The organism is Micromonospora sp. NPDC049230 (assembly GCF_040647875.1).
Lineage (GTDB): Bacteria > Actinomycetota > Actinomycetes > Mycobacteriales > Micromonosporaceae > Micromonospora.
Genome location: NZ_JBEZCZ010000018.1, coordinates 25,951 through 41,681, shown reverse-complemented (window position 1 = coordinate 41,681; position 15,731 = coordinate 25,951). Strand labels below are relative to the sequence as shown.

The window sequence follows — 15,731 nt, the reverse complement described above, 5'->3', positions numbered from 1 at the left end:
CGGTCCGTCGCGCGGCGGATGGCGGTCAGCCGCCCGGCCGGACCACCCCGTTCTCGTACGCGAACACCACCGCCTGCACCCGGTCACGCAGGCCGAGTTTGGCCAGCACCCGGCTCACGTGGGTCTTCACCGTCGCCTCGCCCAGGTGGATGCTCGCGGCGATCTCCGCGTTGCTCGATCCGGCGGCGAGCAGCACCAGCACCTCCCGTTCCCGTGGGGTCAGCCCGGCCAGTGCGACGTCCGCCTCCGGCCCCCGGTGGGCGGTGCCCGCCGGGTCGCCGGGGCGGGCGAACGTGGAGATCACCCGCCGGGTGATCTCCGGGGCGAGCAGGCCGTCGCCCCTGGCCAGCACCCGGATCGCCTCGATCAGTTCCTCAGGTGTGCCGTTCTTCAGCAGGAAACCGCTGGCCCCGGCCCGCAGCGCGGCGAACAGGTAGTCGTCGCGGTCGAAGGTCGTGAGGATCAGCACCGCCGGCCCACCGGGCCCGTCGGCGGTGATCTGTCGGGTGGCCTCCAGGCCGTCCATCCCGGGCATCTCCACATCCATGAGTACGACGTCGGGGCGGGTGGCGCGGGTCATGCTGACGGCCCGTTCGCCGTCGGCCGCCTCGCCGACCACCTCGATGTCGTCCTCCACCTCCAGGATGACCCGGAAGCCGGTGCGGACGAGGTGCTGGTCGTCGGCGAGCAGCACGCGGACGGGCCGACCCGACGTCTCGTGGGCTGGCGGGGCGCTCATGCCGGGCCCTTCGCGTCGGCGGCCGGCTGCCGCTCGTCGCTCGGCTGCCGTTGCGCCCGGACCGGCGGGTCGGCCGCGGCCAGTGGGAAGCGGGCGCGGACCCGCCATCCGCCGCCGGCACGGGGCCCGGCCTCCAGGTCGCCGTCGTGCGCGGTGACCCGTTCGCGCATCCCGATCAGGCCCAGCCCGACGGGGTCGGCCCGGCCGCCGGTGCGTCCGTCGTCTGTCACGTCGACCTCCACCTCCCGGGCCAGGTAGCGGACCCGCACGTCCAGCAGGTCGGCCCCGGCGTGCTTCAACGTGTTCGTCACCGCCTCCTGGGTCACCCGGTAGGCCGCCTGCGAGACCGATTCGGGCAGCGCGACCGGGTCCCCGTACACCCCGAGGGTCGCCGTCAGACCTGCGGCCCGGGCCCGCTCGACCAGCTCGCCGATCCGGTCGACGTCGCCGGCGGCCGGCGGCGCGGCGTCGGCCGCGCCGGAGGTCCGCAGCACGCCCAGCATCCGGCGTAGCTCGTCGACGGCGGTGCGGGCGCTCTGCTCGATGGCGGTGAGCGCGGTGCGGGCCTTGCCCGGGTCGCGGTCGAACACCCGGCGGCAGGCCGACGCCTGCACCCCCATCACCGACACGTGGTGGGCGACGACGTCGTGCAGCTCCCGGGCGATCCGGACCCGTTCGCCGAGCACCGCCCGTTCCCGGGACTCGGCCTGCGACCGACGCAGGTCCTCGGCCTGGGTACGCAACTCGTGTTCGCGGCGTGCGGCCACCCAGGCGGTCTCACCGAAGAAGTAGGCGAAGCCGAGCGTCAGCACGTTGATCAGCACGCCGTTGACCATCGCGGCGAGCACGGGCGGCACCGGACCGACCGCGTCGTCGAAGGTCTCGGGTGGAATGTGGTCGATCATCACGGCGTAGTAGACCCCCAGCCAGGCGAACATCGTGACGATCACGCCGATCCGTAGCCGTCGGGCCAGCCGATGGTCCTGCCCCCAGGCGCCGGCGGTGTAGAGGACGCAGAACAACGCCCAGGCGGAGAACGCGGTCTCCGGGGCCGATCGTGCCTGCGCGGCGACGAACACCACCGAGACGACCAGCAGGGTCGCGGCCGGCCAGCTCCGCCGCCAGATCAGCGGCAGCGTCACCGCGACGGTCCAGAACAGCTGCTCCGGCCCGGACGGCGGGGGACCCAGCAGGAACGCCCCGGCGCTGCGGGCCAGGGTGAGGCTCACCAGCGCCAGCCCGGTCACCCCCAGGCCGATACACAGGTCGTTGCGGCGCTGCTGGGCGGTCGGACCCGGACGACGCCACTCCTGCGGCTGTCCCACTGTCATCCTGGAACGATGCCACGCCACCCGGCGCGGCCGTCGGGCGGGCGACAGGTGCCGGCCGGGCCCGACCCACGGGCGGCGGCCCGACGCGGGGTACGCGCCGGGCCGCCGGGTGGGTTCTCGCTCACGCCGTCTGACGGCGGGTTTTGATCGCGGTGTCGATCAGGTCCCAGACGACGACCACGATGGCGCCCAGCGCGATGGCCAGGCCGAGGGCGTCGCGGTTGTCCGACTCGGCCAGCCAGCTCAGGCGCACGCCCAGGGCCGGGTTGAGCAGCCGGTCGGAGAGCGCCAGCCACACCAGCGGCAGCGCGAACGCCAGGTTGAGTAGCGCCTTGGTGCCGAACAAGGCCCGGGTCCAGCGCCCGATCCGGTACTTGACGACCTCGAAGACCACGCTGGCGACCAGCACGACGATCAGCGCCGGCAGCCAGAAACTCCACAGCGCCGGGTCGAGGATCGGAATGTTGTCGCCGTCGGTGGTGTGCACCCAGGACTGGAAGTGCTGGAACGGCAGGTACGCGATGGTCGCCACCGACATGACCACCGACGCGATGGTGTCGGCGAGCGGGATGTCCCGGTGCATCGGCGCGTCGGGCAGATCGTCGAGGCTCCACTCCGGCACGTCCACACCCGACTGGGAGCGCTCGATGAGGACGAAGACCAGGGTGAGCCAGAAGCAGATGTGCACGCTCACGTGCAGGGCGACGACGAGGCCGGGCCCGATGGCGCCGAAACCCTTGCCGCCTGCGGCTTCGACGACTGTGACGATCGTGCCGGCGAGCGCCGGGATGAAGCTGAGCAGCAGCTTCAACAGCCGCAGCCAGAGCAGGTAGTAGGTCGGCCCGATGAGCTGTAGCTGGCGGTCGGCGTACCGGGCGGCCAGCAGGTCCGGGTTGCCCAGCTCGGTGAGCACCTCCCGCTCGGCGGCGGCGGGGTCCGCGCCACCGTCGGTCCGGCCCTCGATCATGTCGTCGATGGAGGCCCGCAGCTCGGAGGCGATCTCGTCACGACGCTGGGCGGGCACCGAGCGCAGGGTGGCGGCGAGGTAGCGGTTGGTGAGGGTGTTCATCGGTCCACTCCTTGGATCAGCCCGGTGATGGAGGTCTGCACGGCGGCGAGGTCGTCGAGAAGCCGGCTCAGCATCGACTCGCCCTCGTCGCTGGTCCGGTAGAACTTGCGCGGCCGGCTCTCCTCGGTGTTCCACTCGCTGATCAGCAGCCCCTGGTCCTCCAGGCGGCGCAGCAGCGGGTAGAGCGTGTTGGCGTCCACCGGAAAGCCGTGGTCGGTGAGCCGTTGCAGCAGTGCGTAGCCGTAGTCCGGTCGACGCAGCGCGACCAGGCTGGCCACCACGACGGTGCCTCGACGCAACTCCTGTAGGTGCGTCCGTAGAACGTCCTCGCTAACCATGTGTCACACCATAGTGTGTGCCACACAGCATTGTCTACGACAACATCATCGTGCCACTCACAGACCCGTGCGTCGGGCAGCATGCGGGGCGCCCGGCACGAACCGGACGCCCCGCATGCCTGACACCGCTCAGCAGGCCGAACCCTGGCGGAAGTTCCGCTCGACGAAGTCGGCCGGCCCGACCTGGAAGTAGCCCGCGCCGGGACGGATCGGGTGCCCGGTGAACAGCTCGACCCGCGAGCCGACCCGCACGAGGTACGCCTCGGCGTCCCCCGCGTCGTTGCGGATCAACGAACCCCGCCGGCCGTAGATCGCCTCCAACTCGTCGAACGACATGCCGACAGTGGCACCGGCGGGGGACCGCGGCGGTGCGGTGGCCGTACCGACCTCCACCAGTCGCCCGTCGCGGAAGGCCAGCAGGAGCACGCCGGCCCAGGAACCGGTCACGCCCGCGTGCACCACCCCGGCACAGCCCGGCGCGGTCCAGCCGATGTGCCCGTTCGCGGTGAGCGTGCGCAGGCTGGCGCCGATCCGGTACACGCCGGCGCCGGCGACGCTGAGCACCTGCGGGTGGCTGTGCCCGACAGCGGCGGCGAGCGGGCCGCGCGCCGAGGCAGGTGCGGTGCCGCCGGTCCGGGGCGCTGCCGCCGCTGGGCCGGCGACGGCCACCGGGGCCAGCGTGCCGAACGCCAACGCGGCGGTGGTGAGCAGGATCGTGGGACGGTTCATGGTGGCTCCTTCGGTGATGGGTCTCCTGCCCTGTTAGTCACCGCGCCGGGGCCAACGGTTCGTCGGGTTTCCGACCGACCCGGTCTACGCTCCAAAGAAACGGTGACGCGGTGACGGCTCCGCAGCGGATCGGCCCGTACGCCATCGAGCGCCTGCTCGGCGTCGGGTCGTTCGCGACAGTCTGGCTGGGCTACGACCCGGCGCTCGACGCGCACGTGGCGATCAAGGTGCTGGCCGAGAACTGGAGCCACGACCTGCGGGTCCGGGAACGCTTCCGCGACGAGGCCCGGCTGCTGCGGCGGCTGGAGCACGAGCGGTTGGTGCGGGTGCACACCGTCGGTGAGCTGCCCGACGGCCGACCGTACGCGGTCCTGGCCTGGGCGGACGGGGGGAGCCTGCGGGACCGCCTGGCCACCGGTGAGATCCCCGCGCCGGCGGCGCTGCGGCTGCTCGGCGAGATCTGCGCCGGGGTCGCCGTCCTGCACCGGCACGGCGTCGTGCACCGTGATCTCACCCCGGGCAACATCCTGTTCCACTCCGCCGGCCCGGACGACCCGGACGCCGAACGGGTGCTGATCGCCGACCTCGGTCTCGCCAAGGCGCTCGCCGCCGCCTCCGGGCTGACCGCCCGAGCGGGTACCCCGGGCTACATGGCCCCCGAGCAGGACGACCCGGGGGCGGTGGTCGACACCCGCGCCGACGTGTACGGGCTCGGCCGGCTCGGCATCCGGCTGCTGGGCGCCGACCCGCCGGGCGCGCACCCGACCGGACCCGGCCCGCAGGGGCGAGCGCCAGACCCGCCGGGGTACGCGGCCAGAGCCGACCCGCCGCGGCACGCCCCGGAGATCCGGCTGCGGGCGGGCGTGCCGCCGGCGGTCGCGGCGGTGCTCGCCCAGGCCACCGCCCACCACCCGGCCGACCGCTATCCCGACGCCGCGACCCTGCACGCCGCGCTGGCCCGCGCGAGCGGCCGGGTGGGGCGGCCCGTGAGCGGCCCGACGGTGCGGCCCGTCGCGCCGACCCGCGCGAGCGGCCCGGTGGGGCGGCCCGTCGCGCTGGCCCGCGCGAGCGGCCAGGTGGGGATGGCTGCGGCGAGCGGGCCCGTGCGACAGCGGCCGGCACCTCGGCGCAGGGGCCGCCGCCCGTACCGGTTGCGGATGGCCGGGGCGGCTGTCGTGGCCGTCGCCGCCGTCGGTGCGGTGGGCGCCGAGCCGGGTGGCGCCGGGTCGGCCCGGCCGGTCGGCGGCACGTACACGACCGGGCCGTTGACCGTGGTGTTGCCGGCCGGCTGGTCCGCCACGGGGGCGACCTGGGCCGGTCAGTACGGTGCCGACGGCGAACCCGAACCAGCGCTGGTGATGTCACCGCAACCCCGCCGATGGGCCGCCGACCCTCGCCTGCCCGGCGCGTTCGTGGGCCTCTCCGCCACCACTGCGGCACGCACCACGCCGGCCGGGTTCCTGGCCGAACGCACCCACGGTGACTGCACGCCCGCGCCGGCCCGGCTCACCCGGCAGGCGGGCGCCGAGTGGACGGTGGTGGCGTACCGCTGCGACCGCGGTCGGCCACGGATCGTCGAGTCGGCCGCCGCGCACCCCGGCCGACCCGCCCTGGTGTACGTGCAGATAGCCCCGCCCGCGGACAGCGGACCCGAGTTCGTGGACACCCTGCTCGCCGGCGTACGCCTGCGGTAGGCGCTAGCGGACCACCACGGTGAGGGTGTGCTCCCGGCCGTCCTTGGGGATCGTCACGGCGACGGTGCCGGGGCGGACGAAGCGGACGTCCACCACGCCCGCCTCGTACTGCTGGGAGACCAACTCCGGGCGGTCCACCGTGACGAGACCGGGCCCGATGCCCTGGATCCGCAGCACCGCACCGGTGGCGAAGCAGAGCGATTTCAGCAGCTCGATCTCGGTCTCGGCGAGCGGTAGGTCGTAGCGGACCGCGCCCTGGCAGGCCGGTGTCGCGTCGGTCGGCGGGGGAGTCGTTCGGGGCGTACCCCTGGTCCTGGTGGGTGTGGGCGGTGGCGCGACCGGGCGCGCACCGGCCGGCGGCGGGCGCGTCGGCGACCCGGCGGGCGCGGGGATCGCGGGGGTCGTGGCGGTCGTGGCGGGCACGGCGGTCGTGGCGGGCGTCGGTGTCGACGGGCTCGGGCCGGGCGGTTGGACGGGCAATGGTGAGACGGCGTCGGTGCCGCAGGCGGCGACCCCCGCGGTGGCCGCGAGGGCGACGACGAGCCGGCGCACCGACGCCCGGCTCATTCGGCGCACCGACGCCCGGCTCATTCGGCGCCGAGTCGTTGCCGGACCTGCCGGCGGGCCAGGTGCAACCGGGACTTCACGGTGCCCACCGGCACGTCGAGCAGCGCCGCGATCTCGGGGTAGCTCAGCCCGAGGACGTCGCGCAGGGCCACCACCTCGGCCAGGTCGGGGCGGACCGCGTCGAAGGCGTCGAGCAGGTCGAGGCGGGTGCCCGCGACCACGCTGGTCCGTCGCGGGTCGGCCGGCTCGGGCACGGGTACGCCGCCGGCCTCCAGCCGCCAGCGGCGGCGCAGTGTGCGGTAGGTCGAGCGGGCCCGGTTGGCGGTCAGCCGGTGCAGCCAGGTGCGGAACGAGGAGCGTCCCTCGAACCGGGTGATGCCGCCGGCCAGCGCCAGCAGTGTGTCCTGGCAGGCCTCCTCGGCGTCCTCCCGGTTGGGCAGGAACCGGGCGCACAGCCGCAGCACCTCCGGGCGCACCGCGACCAGCAGGGCGTCCAGTGCCGCCGGGTCGCCGTGTGCGGCGGACCGGGCCAGGGCGTCGACGTCGTCCGCGTCGGGCATGCCGGGTGTCCAATGCTCGCCGGTGCCGATCCCCGAGCGTACGACCGTCGACGCCGTTTGACACCGCTCCGGTCCGCCACCCGACCCGCCCTACTCGAAGCGGGACACGTCCCCGGCGCCCCGGCGCAGGATCTCCGGCTCGGGCCCGGACAGGTCGATCACCGTCGTCGATTCCCTGCCGCAGTCGCCCGCGTCGAGCACCGCGTCGAGCTGGTGGTCGAGCCGCTCCTTGATCTCCCACCCCTGGGTCATCGGCTCGTCGTCGCCGGGCAGGACCAGGGTGCTCGACACCAGCGGCTCGGCCAGCTCGGCCAGCAGCGCCTGGGTGACGGTGTGCCGGGGCACCCGCACGCCGACGGTGCGCTTCTTCGGGTGCTGCATCCGGCGGGGCACCTCCCTGGTGGCCGGCAGGATGAAGGTGTAGCTGCCCGGGGTGGACGCCTTCACCAGGCGGAAGACCGAGTTGCTGATCTGGACGAACTGGCCGAGCTGTGCGAAGTCCCGGCAGACGAGCGTGAAGTGGTGCCGATCGTCGAGGTGGCGGATCTGGCGGATCCGGTCCAGCCCGTCCGCGTTGCCCAGCTGGACGCCGAGCGCGTAGCAGGAGTCCGTCGGGTAGGCGACCAGCCCACCGCCGCGGATCAGGTCGGCGACCTGGCCGATGATCCGGGGCTGCGGGTTCTCCGGGTGCACGTCGTAGTACCTCGCCATGCTGGTGAGCCTAGGCTCACCCACGGGCGGCGAGGAGACGCGGGCCACCCTCGGCGCGGACGGTGGAGCCGTCGAGATCACCTCGGTAGGGTAGGTCCCGGTCGACTCCGACCACCAAGATCCACACCGCCGGGGGGCGCCAGGCATGGCCGATTCGTTCGCGCATCTGCACGTGCACACCGAATACTCGATGCTCGACGGAGCGGCCCGACTCAAGGACCTGTTCACCGAGGCCAACCGGCTCGGCATGTCGGCGGTGGCGATCACCGACCACGGCAACATGCACGGCGCGAACGACTTCTACAAGCAGGCGATGGCCGCCGGGATCACCCCGATCCTGGGCGTCGAGGCGTACGTGGCGCCGGAGTCGCGCTACCACAAGGCGCGCGTCAAGTGGGGGCGGCCGGAGCAGAAGAGCGACGACGTCTCCGGTAACGGCGCGATCACCCACAAGACCATGTGGGCGAAGAACGCGCAGGGCCTGAAGAACCTGTTCACCCTCAACTCGCGGGCGTCCATGGAGGGGCACTACATCAAGTGGCCCCGGATGGACATGGAGCTGATCGCCGAGCACGCCGAGGGCATCATGGCCACCACCGGCTGCCCGTCCGGCGCGGTGCAGACCCGCCTGCGGCTCGGCCAGTTCGACGAGGCCCTCAAGGTCGCCGCCACCTACCAGGACATCTTCGGCAAGGACAACTACTTCGTCGAGATCATGGACCACGGCCTCTCCATCGAGAGCCGGGTCCGCGAGGGTCTCACCGAGATCTCCCGCAAGCTGAACATCCCGCCGGTGGTCACCAACGACTCGCACTACACGGTCGAGGAGCAGGCCACCGCGCACGACGTGCTGCTCTGCGTGCAGACGGCAAGCAACATCGACGACCCCAACCGGTTCCGCCTTGAGGGCGGTGGCTACTTCATCAAGAGCGCCGACCAGATGCGCGCTGTCGACTCCTCCGAGCTGTGGCAGCAGGGGTGCCGCAACACGCTGCTGGTGGCCGAGAAGGTCGACCCGACCGGGATGTTCGAGTTCCACAACCTGATGCCGCGCTTCCCGGTGCCCGACGGCGAGACCGAGGAGTCCTGGTTCCGCAAGGAGACGTTCGCCGGCCTGGGCCGCCGCTATCCGAACGGCATCCCGGAGGGGCACGTCGTCCAGGCCGAGTACGAGCTGGGCGTCATCAACCAGATGGGTTTCCCGTCGTACTTCCTCGTGGTCGCCGACTTCATCCAGTGGGCCAAGAGTCAGGGCATCTCGGTGGGTCCGGGTCGTGGTTCGGCCGCCGGCTCGCTCGTCGCGTACGCGCTGGGCATCACCGACCTGGACCCGATCCAGCACGGGCTGATCTTCGAGCGGTTCCTCAACCCCGAGCGGGTCTCGATGCCGGATGTCGACATCGACTTCGACGAGCGTCGGCGCGGTGAGGTGATCAAGTATGTCACCGACAAGTGGGGTGAGGACAAGGTCGCCCAGATCGCCACGTTCGGCACGATCAAGGCGAAGGCCGCGATCAAGGACTCGGCCCGGGTGCTGGGCTTCCCGTACGCTGTCGGCGACCGGATCACCAAGGCGATGCCGCCGGCCGTGATGGGCAAGGACATCCCGCTCACCGGCATCTTCGACCCGAAGCACCCGCGCTACGCCGAGGCCGGCGAGATCCGCGGCCTGTACGACTCCGACCCGGACGTCCGCAAGGTGATCGACACCGCCAAGGGCATCGAGGGGCTGATCCGGCAGACCGGTGTGCACGCCGCCGGCGTCATCATGTCCGCCGAGCCGATCATCGAGCACATCCCGTTGATGCGTCGCGACGCCGACGGGGCGATCATCACGCAGTTCGACTACCCGACCTGCGAGTCGCTCGGGCTGCTGAAGATGGACTTCCTCGGCCTGCGCAACCTGACGATCATCGACGACGCGGTCAAGAACATCGAGCTCAACCACGGCCTCAAGCTCGACCTGCTGGCCCTGCCGCTGGACGACAAGCCCGCGTACGAGCTGCTGGCCCGCGGTGACACGCTTGGCGTGTTCCAGCTCGACGGCGGGCCGATGCGGTCCCTGCTGCGGTTGATGAAGCCGGACAACTTCGAGGACATCTCCGCCGTCCTGGCGCTCTACCGGCCCGGCCCGATGGGCGTCGACTCGCACACCAACTACGCGCTGCGCAAGAACGGCCTCCAGGAGATCACCCCGATCCACCCGGAGCTGGAGGAGCCGCTACGGGAGATCCTGGCGCCCACCCACGGCCTGATCGTCTACCAGGAGCAGGTGCAGCGCGCCGCGCAGATCCTCGCCGGCTACACCCTCGGTCAGGCGGACCTGCTGCGCCGGGCGATGGGTAAGAAGAAGAAGGAGATCCTCGACAAGGAGTTCATCCCGTTCCGGGACGGCTGCCGCGAGCGCGGCTACTCCGACGAGGCCATCCAGGCGGTGTGGGACGTCCTGGTGCCGTTCGCCGGGTACGCCTTCAACAAGGCGCACTCCGCCGCGTACGGCCTGGTCTCCTACTGGACCGCGTACCTGAAGGCGCACTACCCGGCGGAGTACATGGCCGGGCTGCTCACGTCCGTCGGTGACGACAAGGACAAGATGGCGCTGTACCTGTCCGAGTGTCGCCGCATGCGCATCCAGGTGCTGCCACCGGACGTGAACACGTCGGCCGGGCCGTTCACCCCGGTCGGCAAGGACATCCGCTTCGGCCTGGCCGCGGTGCGCAACGTGGGCGCGAACGTGGTCGCCTCGATCATGCGCTGCCGCCAGGAGAAGGGCGACTACACCGACTTCTACGACTTCCTGTCCAAGGTGGACGCGGTGGTCTGCAACAAGAAGACGATCGAATCACTGATCAAGGCCGGCGCGTTCGACTCCCTGGAGCACCCGCGCAAGGGCCTGCTCGCGGTGCACGCCGACGCCATCGACGCGTACGCCGACGTGAAGCGCAAGGAGGCCGTCGGCCAGTACGACCTCTTCGGTGCCGGCTTCGGTGACGCCGACACCGGCAGCACGACGGTGATGCCGACGATCGGCGACAGCGAGTGGGACAAGCGCGACAAGCTGGCGTTCGAGCGCGAGATGCTCGGCCTGTACGTCTCCGACCACCCGCTGTTCGGCCTGGAGCACATCCTCGGCGCGGCGGCCGACACCACTATCGCGTCCCTGGCCGAGGACGGCGCGGTGCCCGACGGGGCGGTGGTCACCCTCGCCGGCATCCTGTCCGGTGTGCAGCGCCGGGTCACCAAGCAGGGCCGCGCCTGGGCCTCGGCCACCCTGGAGGACCTGGCCGGTGGGGTGGAGGCGCTGTTCTTCCCCAACACCTACGAGGTGGTCGGCCAGTACATCGCCGAGGACGCCATCGTGGTGGTCAAGGGCCGGGTGGACCGCCGCGACGACACTCCCCGGATCATGGCGATGGACATGTCCATGCCGGACGTCAGCACCAGCGCCACCAACAAGCCGGTCACCCTCACCATCCCGGTGCACCGCTGCACCCCACCGCTCGTGGAGCGCCTCAAGGAGACCCTGGTCCTGCACCCCGGCGACACCGAGGTGCACGTCAAGCTGCAAAACGGCGGGCGCACCACCACCCTGCGGCTGGGCCCGTTCCGGGTGGCGGCGACGACCGCGCTGATGGGTGACCTGAAGAGCGTCCTCGGCCCGGCCAACGTGAGCTGACCGGGCCGCGACCCGGCCGGCGCGCGTCCGGCCGGGCCGCGGACGGCCGGGCTCAGGCCCGGCCGGGTGCCCCGATCTCCCGTAGCTGCCCGTCGGCCAGCCGCAACCAGCGCCGCACGCCGATCTCGGCCAGGAACCGTTCGTCGTGGCTGACCACCACAAACGCACCCTGGTACGCGGACAGCGCGCTCTCCAACTGGGCGACGCTGACCAGGTCCAGGTTGTTCGTCGGCTCGTCGAGCAGCAGCAGTTGCGGGGCCGGTTCGGCACAGAGCACACACGCCAGGGTGGCGCGCAGCCGCTCGCCGCCGGAGAGCACCCCGACGGGCAGGTTCACCCGGTTGCCCCGGAACAGGAACCGGGCGAGCAGGTTCATCCGCTTGGCGTCGGGCAGGCTCGGCGCGTACGCGGCGAAGTTCTCCGCCACCGTGCGGTCGAGGTCCAGCAGGTCCAGCCGCTGCGACAGGTACGCGATCCGCCCGTCGCCGCGCTTCAGCTCGCCGCCGGACGGTGGCAGGTCGCCGTTGACCAGGCGCAGCAGTGTCGACTTGCCGACGCCGTTGCCGCCGGTGAGGGCGATCCGCTCCGGTCCCCGGATCACCAGGTCGGCGCCGTCGCCGCCGAACAGCTCCCGGTCGTCGAAGCGGGCCCGCATGCCCTGGCCGGAGAAGACGGTGCGTCCACCGGGGACTGTGGTGTCCGGCAGGTCCACGACGATCCGGTCCTCGTCGCGGACCGCCCGGCCGGCCTCGTCGAGCCGAGCCTTGGCCTCGCTGAGCCGGTTGGAGTGCGTCTCGTGAGACTTTCCGGCGGACTCCTGCGCGTTGCGCTTCATGGTGCCGGCGAAGATCTTCGGCAGGCCGGCGTTCTTCAGGTTCTTCGAGGCGTTGCTGGCCCGCCGGTCGGCCCGCTCCCGGGCCTGCTGCATCTCCCGCTTCTCCCGCTTGACCTCCTGCTCGGCGTTGCGCAGGTTGCTCTCGGCCACCTCCCGCGCCGCCCGCACCGCCTCGGTGTACGCGGTGAAGTTGCCCCCGTACCAGCGGATCTCGCCCTGCTCCAACTCGGCGATGCGGTCCATCCGGTCCAGCAGTTCCCGGTCGTGGCTGACCAGCAGCAGGCACCCGGACCAGTCGGTCAGCACGTCGTACAGCTTGTGCCGGGCCGCCAGGTCCAGGTTGTTCGTCGGCTCGTCGAGCAGCAGCACATCCGGCCGGCGCAGCAGTTGCGCCGCCAGGCCGAGGGACACCACCTGGCCGCCGCTGAGGGTGTGCAACCGCCGGTCGAGGGCCAACTCGCCCAGGCCGAGACGGTCCAGCTCGGAGCGGGTGCGCTCCTCGATGTCCCAGTCGTCGCCGATCGTGGCGAAGTGCTCCTCGCCGGCGTCGCCGGCCTCGATGGCGTGCAGCGCCGCGATCCGCTCCGCGACGCCCAGCACCTGCGCCACGGTCAGGTCGCCGACCAGCGGCAGGGTCTGCGGGAGGTAGCCGAGCAGCCCGTCGACGGTGACGCTGCCGCCGCTGGGCCGCAGCTCCCCGGCGATCAGCCGCAGCAGGGTGCTCTTACCGGCGCCGTTGGGCGCGACCAGGCCGGTGCGACCGCCCGGGACGGTGAAGGACAGCTCCGAGAAGACCGGGGTGTCGTCCGGCCAGGAGAAGGACAGGTTCGAGCAGACGATGAAAGCGTCAGACATGGGAGTGACCTCAGAGGGTGGGGTGGGCGTGCCTCAGCCGCCCGACGACACGGGACCGGTGCAACGACGGCATGGCCACGGCGGCTGCGCGAACGCGCGCCGAACCGATGGCCGAACATGTCCGGTCTCACCCGGAGATGTCGTCGTCACCCGCCATGTCTGGTCTCCCTGATCGTGCCGCCAACCCAACTCGCCGAGTCTAACAACGGATCCCCACCCCGCCACCGCAATCCCGTCGCTGCGACGGGTTGCCGTCAAGATCCGCGCAACATCAGGGTTGTTGCTGTCTCACGCGCGCCGGAGGCAGCAACAACAGGGAAGTTGCGCGGATCATGACGAGGGGGCTCAGCGGGGGCGGTATTCGACCTCGGGGCGGCCGGGGGTGCCGTAGCGGGGGCTTCGAGTGGCACGGTCGACGGTGACCAGGTACTCCAGGTAGCGGCGGGCGGTCACCCGGGAGATGCCGGTCGCCGCGCTCACCTCGGTCGCGGACAGTCCCACCTGCGGGCCGGTCCGGTCGGCAAGCGCCACGCGTACCCGATCGAGGGTCTGCGCGTCGAGGCCCTTGGGCAGGCTGTGTCCGGCGGTGCCGCGCAGGGTGGCGAACATCTGGTCCACCTCGTGTTGGGCGGCCACCTCGCCGTCGGCGAGGGCCTGCGCGCGGTAGTCGGCGTAGCGTTCCAGCTTGTCGCGGAACGCCGCGAACGTGAACGGTTTGAGCAGGTAGTGGGTCACCCCGAGGGACACCGCGGTGCGCACCACCGCCAGGTCCCGGGCGCTCGTCACCGCCAGCACGTCGACGTCGCTGCCGGCGGCCCGCAGCGCCCGGCAGACGTCCAGGCCGTGCAAATCGGGCAGCCGAAAATCCAGGAGTACGAGGTCCACGTCGCCGCCGCCACCCGCGCGCAGCGCCGCCATCGCCGCCCGCGCGGTGTGCGCCACCCCGACCACCACAAAACCGGGAACCCGTTCGGTGTACGCGCAGTGCGCCTCGGCGAGCAGCGGCTCGTCCTCGACGACAAGCACGCGGATGCCGGTCATCAGCGCTCACCTCCGTTCGGCAGTCGGACGGTGAACAGGCTGCCGCCGTCGTCCGAGCGGCCCACCTCGTAGCTGCCGCCGTGCCGGCGGACCACCTGCCCGACGAGTGCCAGGCCGAGGCCCCGGCCGGTGCTCTTTGTGGACCAGCCGCGCCGGAACGCGTCGGCCACCCGTTCCGGGGCCAGCCCAGGGCCACTGTCGGCGACCCGGATCACCAACTCGTCCTCGACAGTGCCGACGAACACCCGCACCCGGCGGGGCGCAGACGTGCCGGCCACCGCCTCCAGGGCGTTGTCGACAAGGTTACCGACCACGGTGAGCAGGTCGGCGGTCGGCAGTGGGCTGTCGTCGAGGCGGCAGTCCGGTTCGACGACCAGGTCGACCCCGCGCTCACTGGCCTGCGCCGACTTGCCGAGCAGCAGCGCCGCCAGGGCCGGTTCGGTGACCGCGCCGACCACCCGGTCGGTCAACTGCTGGGCGAGGGCCAGGTCCCGGGTGCCGAGCCGGACGGCCTCGTCGGCGCGGCCCAACTCCACGAGCGTCAGCACTGTGTGCAGCCGGTTGGCCGACTCGTGGGTCTGCGCCTGCAACGCCTCGGTCAGCGCCCGCACCGAGTCCAGCTCACTGGCCAGGGTGCGCAGCTCGGTCTGGTCGCGCAGGGTCAACACGGTGCCGAGCACCACGCCCTCGAAACGGGTGGTCAGCTGGTTGGCGACGAGCACCCGGTCACCGGCGAGGACGGGTTCGTCGCGGGCGTCGCGCCCGGAGCCGAGCAACTCGGCAACCGCGGGCGGCAGGTCGATCCCGGCCACCGGCCTGTCGATCACCGGTGCGTCCACGTCGAGCCCCACCAGCCGGCGACCCTCGTCGTTGATCAACGCCACCCGCCGGTCGGTGGTCAGCACCACGAGACCCTCGCGCACCGAGTGCAGGACCGCGTCGTAGTACTCGTACATCCGGGTCATCTGCGCCGGACCGAGACCATGCGTCTGGCGGCGCAACCGGCGGCTGAGCAGCCAGGACCCGGTCGCCGCGAGCGCCAGGGCCGGCGCGGCGACACCGAACAGCACCGGCAACTGGCCGAGCAGCTTGCGGTTGATCGCCCTGGTGGTGATGCCCACCGAGACCAGGCCGATGATGCGCCGCCGCTCGTCGTACACCGGGACCACCGCGCGCACCGACTCGCCGAGCGTGCCGACGTTCGTGGTGGTGAACGCGCGGCCCGCCAGGGCGGGCCCGATGTCACCGACGAACGGCTCGCCGATCCGCTCCCGGGTCGGGTGTGAGAAACGGGTGCGGTCGGGGGCCATCACCACCACGAAGTCGGTGCCCGTCGCCTGCCGGGTCGATTCGGCGTACGGCTGGAGGATCCTGGCCGGGTCGGCGGTCGTGAGGGCCGCGCGGACGTCGGGGGAGCCGGCCACGGTCTGTGCCACAGCGAGCACCTCCTCCTGCGCGGCCTGGCGGGAGTCGCTGCGGGCCAGCCAGGCGGCGCCGGCCGCGCCGGCCAGCACGAGCAGCGTCACCACCACCGCCTGGAGGGCGAAGAGTTGCCCCGCGATGCTCCACTGACGTCGGGCCACCTC

Annotated in this window: 13 protein-coding genes; 2 read left to right on the top strand and 11 right to left on the bottom strand. The window is 72.1% G+C overall.

Annotated features, from left to right (window positions below; all coding sequences use genetic code 11):
• Positions 1-25: 25 nt before the first annotated feature.
• The 5 genes from AB0A95_RS17215 to AB0A95_RS17195 all read right to left on the bottom strand — a co-directional run bounded on the left by AB0A95_RS17215 (position 26) and on the right by AB0A95_RS17195 (position 4,206).
• Entirely contained in the window at positions 26-739 is a 714-nt protein-coding gene (locus AB0A95_RS17215; RefSeq protein ID WP_357556711.1) for a response regulator transcription factor, read from the bottom strand.
• Positions 736-2,070: a sensor histidine kinase gene (locus AB0A95_RS17210; protein ID WP_357556710.1), complete on the bottom strand. Its 1,335-nt coding sequence runs from the start codon at positions 2,068-2,070 to the stop codon at positions 736-738. Before AB0A95_RS17210 ends, AB0A95_RS17215 begins: the two co-directional genes overlap by 4 nt.
• 121 nt (positions 2,071-2,191) lie before the next feature.
• Positions 2,192-3,139: a permease prefix domain 1-containing protein gene (locus tag AB0A95_RS17205; protein WP_357556709.1), complete on the bottom strand. Its 948-nt coding sequence runs from the start codon at positions 3,137-3,139 to the stop codon at positions 2,192-2,194.
• Entirely contained in the window at positions 3,136-3,477 is a 342-nt protein-coding gene (locus AB0A95_RS17200; protein ID WP_196922246.1) for a PadR family transcriptional regulator, read from the bottom strand. Before AB0A95_RS17200 ends, AB0A95_RS17205 begins: the two co-directional genes overlap by 4 nt.
• Positions 3,478-3,606: 129 nt before the next feature.
• Positions 3,607-4,206, bottom strand: coding sequence for a hypothetical protein (locus AB0A95_RS17195; protein WP_357556708.1), 600 nt, complete (start codon positions 4,204-4,206; stop codon positions 3,607-3,609).
• 110 nt (positions 4,207-4,316) lie between these two features.
• On the opposite strand from AB0A95_RS17195, the gene AB0A95_RS17190 reads away from it, so the two are divergent.
• Positions 4,317-5,900: a protein kinase gene (locus AB0A95_RS17190; RefSeq protein WP_357556707.1), complete on the top strand. Its 1,584-nt coding sequence runs from the start codon at positions 4,317-4,319 to the stop codon at positions 5,898-5,900.
• Positions 5,901-5,903: 3 nt separating this feature from the next.
• Here AB0A95_RS17190 and AB0A95_RS17185 read toward each other — a convergent pair whose 3' ends face one another.
• From AB0A95_RS17185 to AB0A95_RS17175, 3 genes are all read right to left on the bottom strand, one after another.
• Positions 5,904-6,467 (bottom strand): hypothetical protein, encoded by a 564-nt coding sequence (locus tag AB0A95_RS17185; RefSeq protein ID WP_357556706.1) that lies wholly within the window; start codon positions 6,465-6,467, stop codon positions 5,904-5,906.
• 20 nt (positions 6,468-6,487) lie between these two features.
• Positions 6,488-7,027, bottom strand: coding sequence for an RNA polymerase sigma factor (locus tag AB0A95_RS17180; RefSeq protein WP_357556705.1), 540 nt, complete (start codon positions 7,025-7,027; stop codon positions 6,488-6,490).
• 90 nt (positions 7,028-7,117) lie between these two features.
• Complete coding sequence (locus tag AB0A95_RS17175; RefSeq protein WP_357556704.1) at positions 7,118-7,738, bottom strand: L-threonylcarbamoyladenylate synthase; 621 nt, start codon at positions 7,736-7,738, stop codon at positions 7,118-7,120.
• Between the two features lie 145 nt (positions 7,739-7,883).
• On the opposite strand from AB0A95_RS17175, the gene dnaE reads away from it, so the two are divergent.
• Positions 7,884-11,414 carry a DNA polymerase III subunit alpha gene (gene dnaE, locus AB0A95_RS17170; RefSeq protein WP_357556703.1) on the top strand — a complete coding sequence of 1,177 codons (3,531 nt, stop codon included), beginning with the start codon at positions 7,884-7,886 and terminating at the stop codon, positions 11,412-11,414.
• A gap of 52 nt (positions 11,415-11,466) precedes the next feature.
• Here dnaE and abc-f read toward each other — a convergent pair whose 3' ends face one another.
• The 3 genes from abc-f to AB0A95_RS17155 form a co-directional block, all read right to left on the bottom strand.
• Positions 11,467-13,104, bottom strand: a complete 1,638-nt coding sequence (abc-f, locus tag AB0A95_RS17165; RefSeq protein ID WP_357556702.1) for a ribosomal protection-like ABC-F family protein — start codon at positions 13,102-13,104, stop codon at positions 11,467-11,469.
• Between the two features lie 345 nt (positions 13,105-13,449).
• Positions 13,450-14,145: a response regulator gene (locus AB0A95_RS17160; protein WP_357556701.1), complete on the bottom strand. Its 696-nt coding sequence runs from the start codon at positions 14,143-14,145 to the stop codon at positions 13,450-13,452.
• Positions 14,145-15,728 carry a sensor histidine kinase gene (locus AB0A95_RS17155; protein WP_357556700.1) on the bottom strand — a complete coding sequence of 528 codons (1,584 nt, stop codon included), beginning with the start codon at positions 15,726-15,728 and terminating at the stop codon, positions 14,145-14,147. Before AB0A95_RS17155 ends, AB0A95_RS17160 begins: the two co-directional genes overlap by 1 nt.
• Positions 15,729-15,731: the final 3 nt, after the last annotated feature.

Bases quoted from the DNA above. Each gene is read 5' to 3' on its own strand.
- AB0A95_RS17175 (WP_357556704.1), bottom strand. From the start codon at position 7,738: ATGGCGAGGTACTACGACGTGCACCCGGAGAACCCGCAGCCCCGGATC.
- AB0A95_RS17200 (WP_196922246.1), bottom strand. From the start codon at position 3,477: ATGGTTAGCGAGGACGTTCTACGGACGCACCTACAGGAGTTGCGTCGA.
- AB0A95_RS17180 (WP_357556705.1), bottom strand. From the start codon at position 7,027: ATGCCCGACGCGGACGACGTCGACGCCCTGGCCCGGTCCGCCGCACAC.
- dnaE (WP_357556703.1), top strand. From the start codon at position 7,884: ATGGCCGATTCGTTCGCGCATCTGCACGTGCACACCGAATACTCGATG.
- abc-f (WP_357556702.1), bottom strand. From the start codon at position 13,104: ATGTCTGACGCTTTCATCGTCTGCTCGAACCTGTCCTTCTCCTGGCCG.
- AB0A95_RS17195 (WP_357556708.1), bottom strand. From the start codon at position 4,206: ATGAACCGTCCCACGATCCTGCTCACCACCGCCGCGTTGGCGTTCGGC.
- AB0A95_RS17160 (WP_357556701.1), bottom strand. From the start codon at position 14,145: ATGACCGGCATCCGCGTGCTTGTCGTCGAGGACGAGCCGCTGCTCGCC.
- AB0A95_RS17210 (WP_357556710.1), bottom strand. From the start codon at position 2,070: ATGACAGTGGGACAGCCGCAGGAGTGGCGTCGTCCGGGTCCGACCGCC.
- AB0A95_RS17215 (WP_357556711.1), bottom strand. From the start codon at position 739: ATGAGCGCCCCGCCAGCCCACGAGACGTCGGGTCGGCCCGTCCGCGTG.
- AB0A95_RS17205 (WP_357556709.1), bottom strand. From the start codon at position 3,139: ATGAACACCCTCACCAACCGCTACCTCGCCGCCACCCTGCGCTCGGTG.
- AB0A95_RS17185 (WP_357556706.1), bottom strand. From the start codon at position 6,467: ATGAGCCGGGCGTCGGTGCGCCGGCTCGTCGTCGCCCTCGCGGCCACC.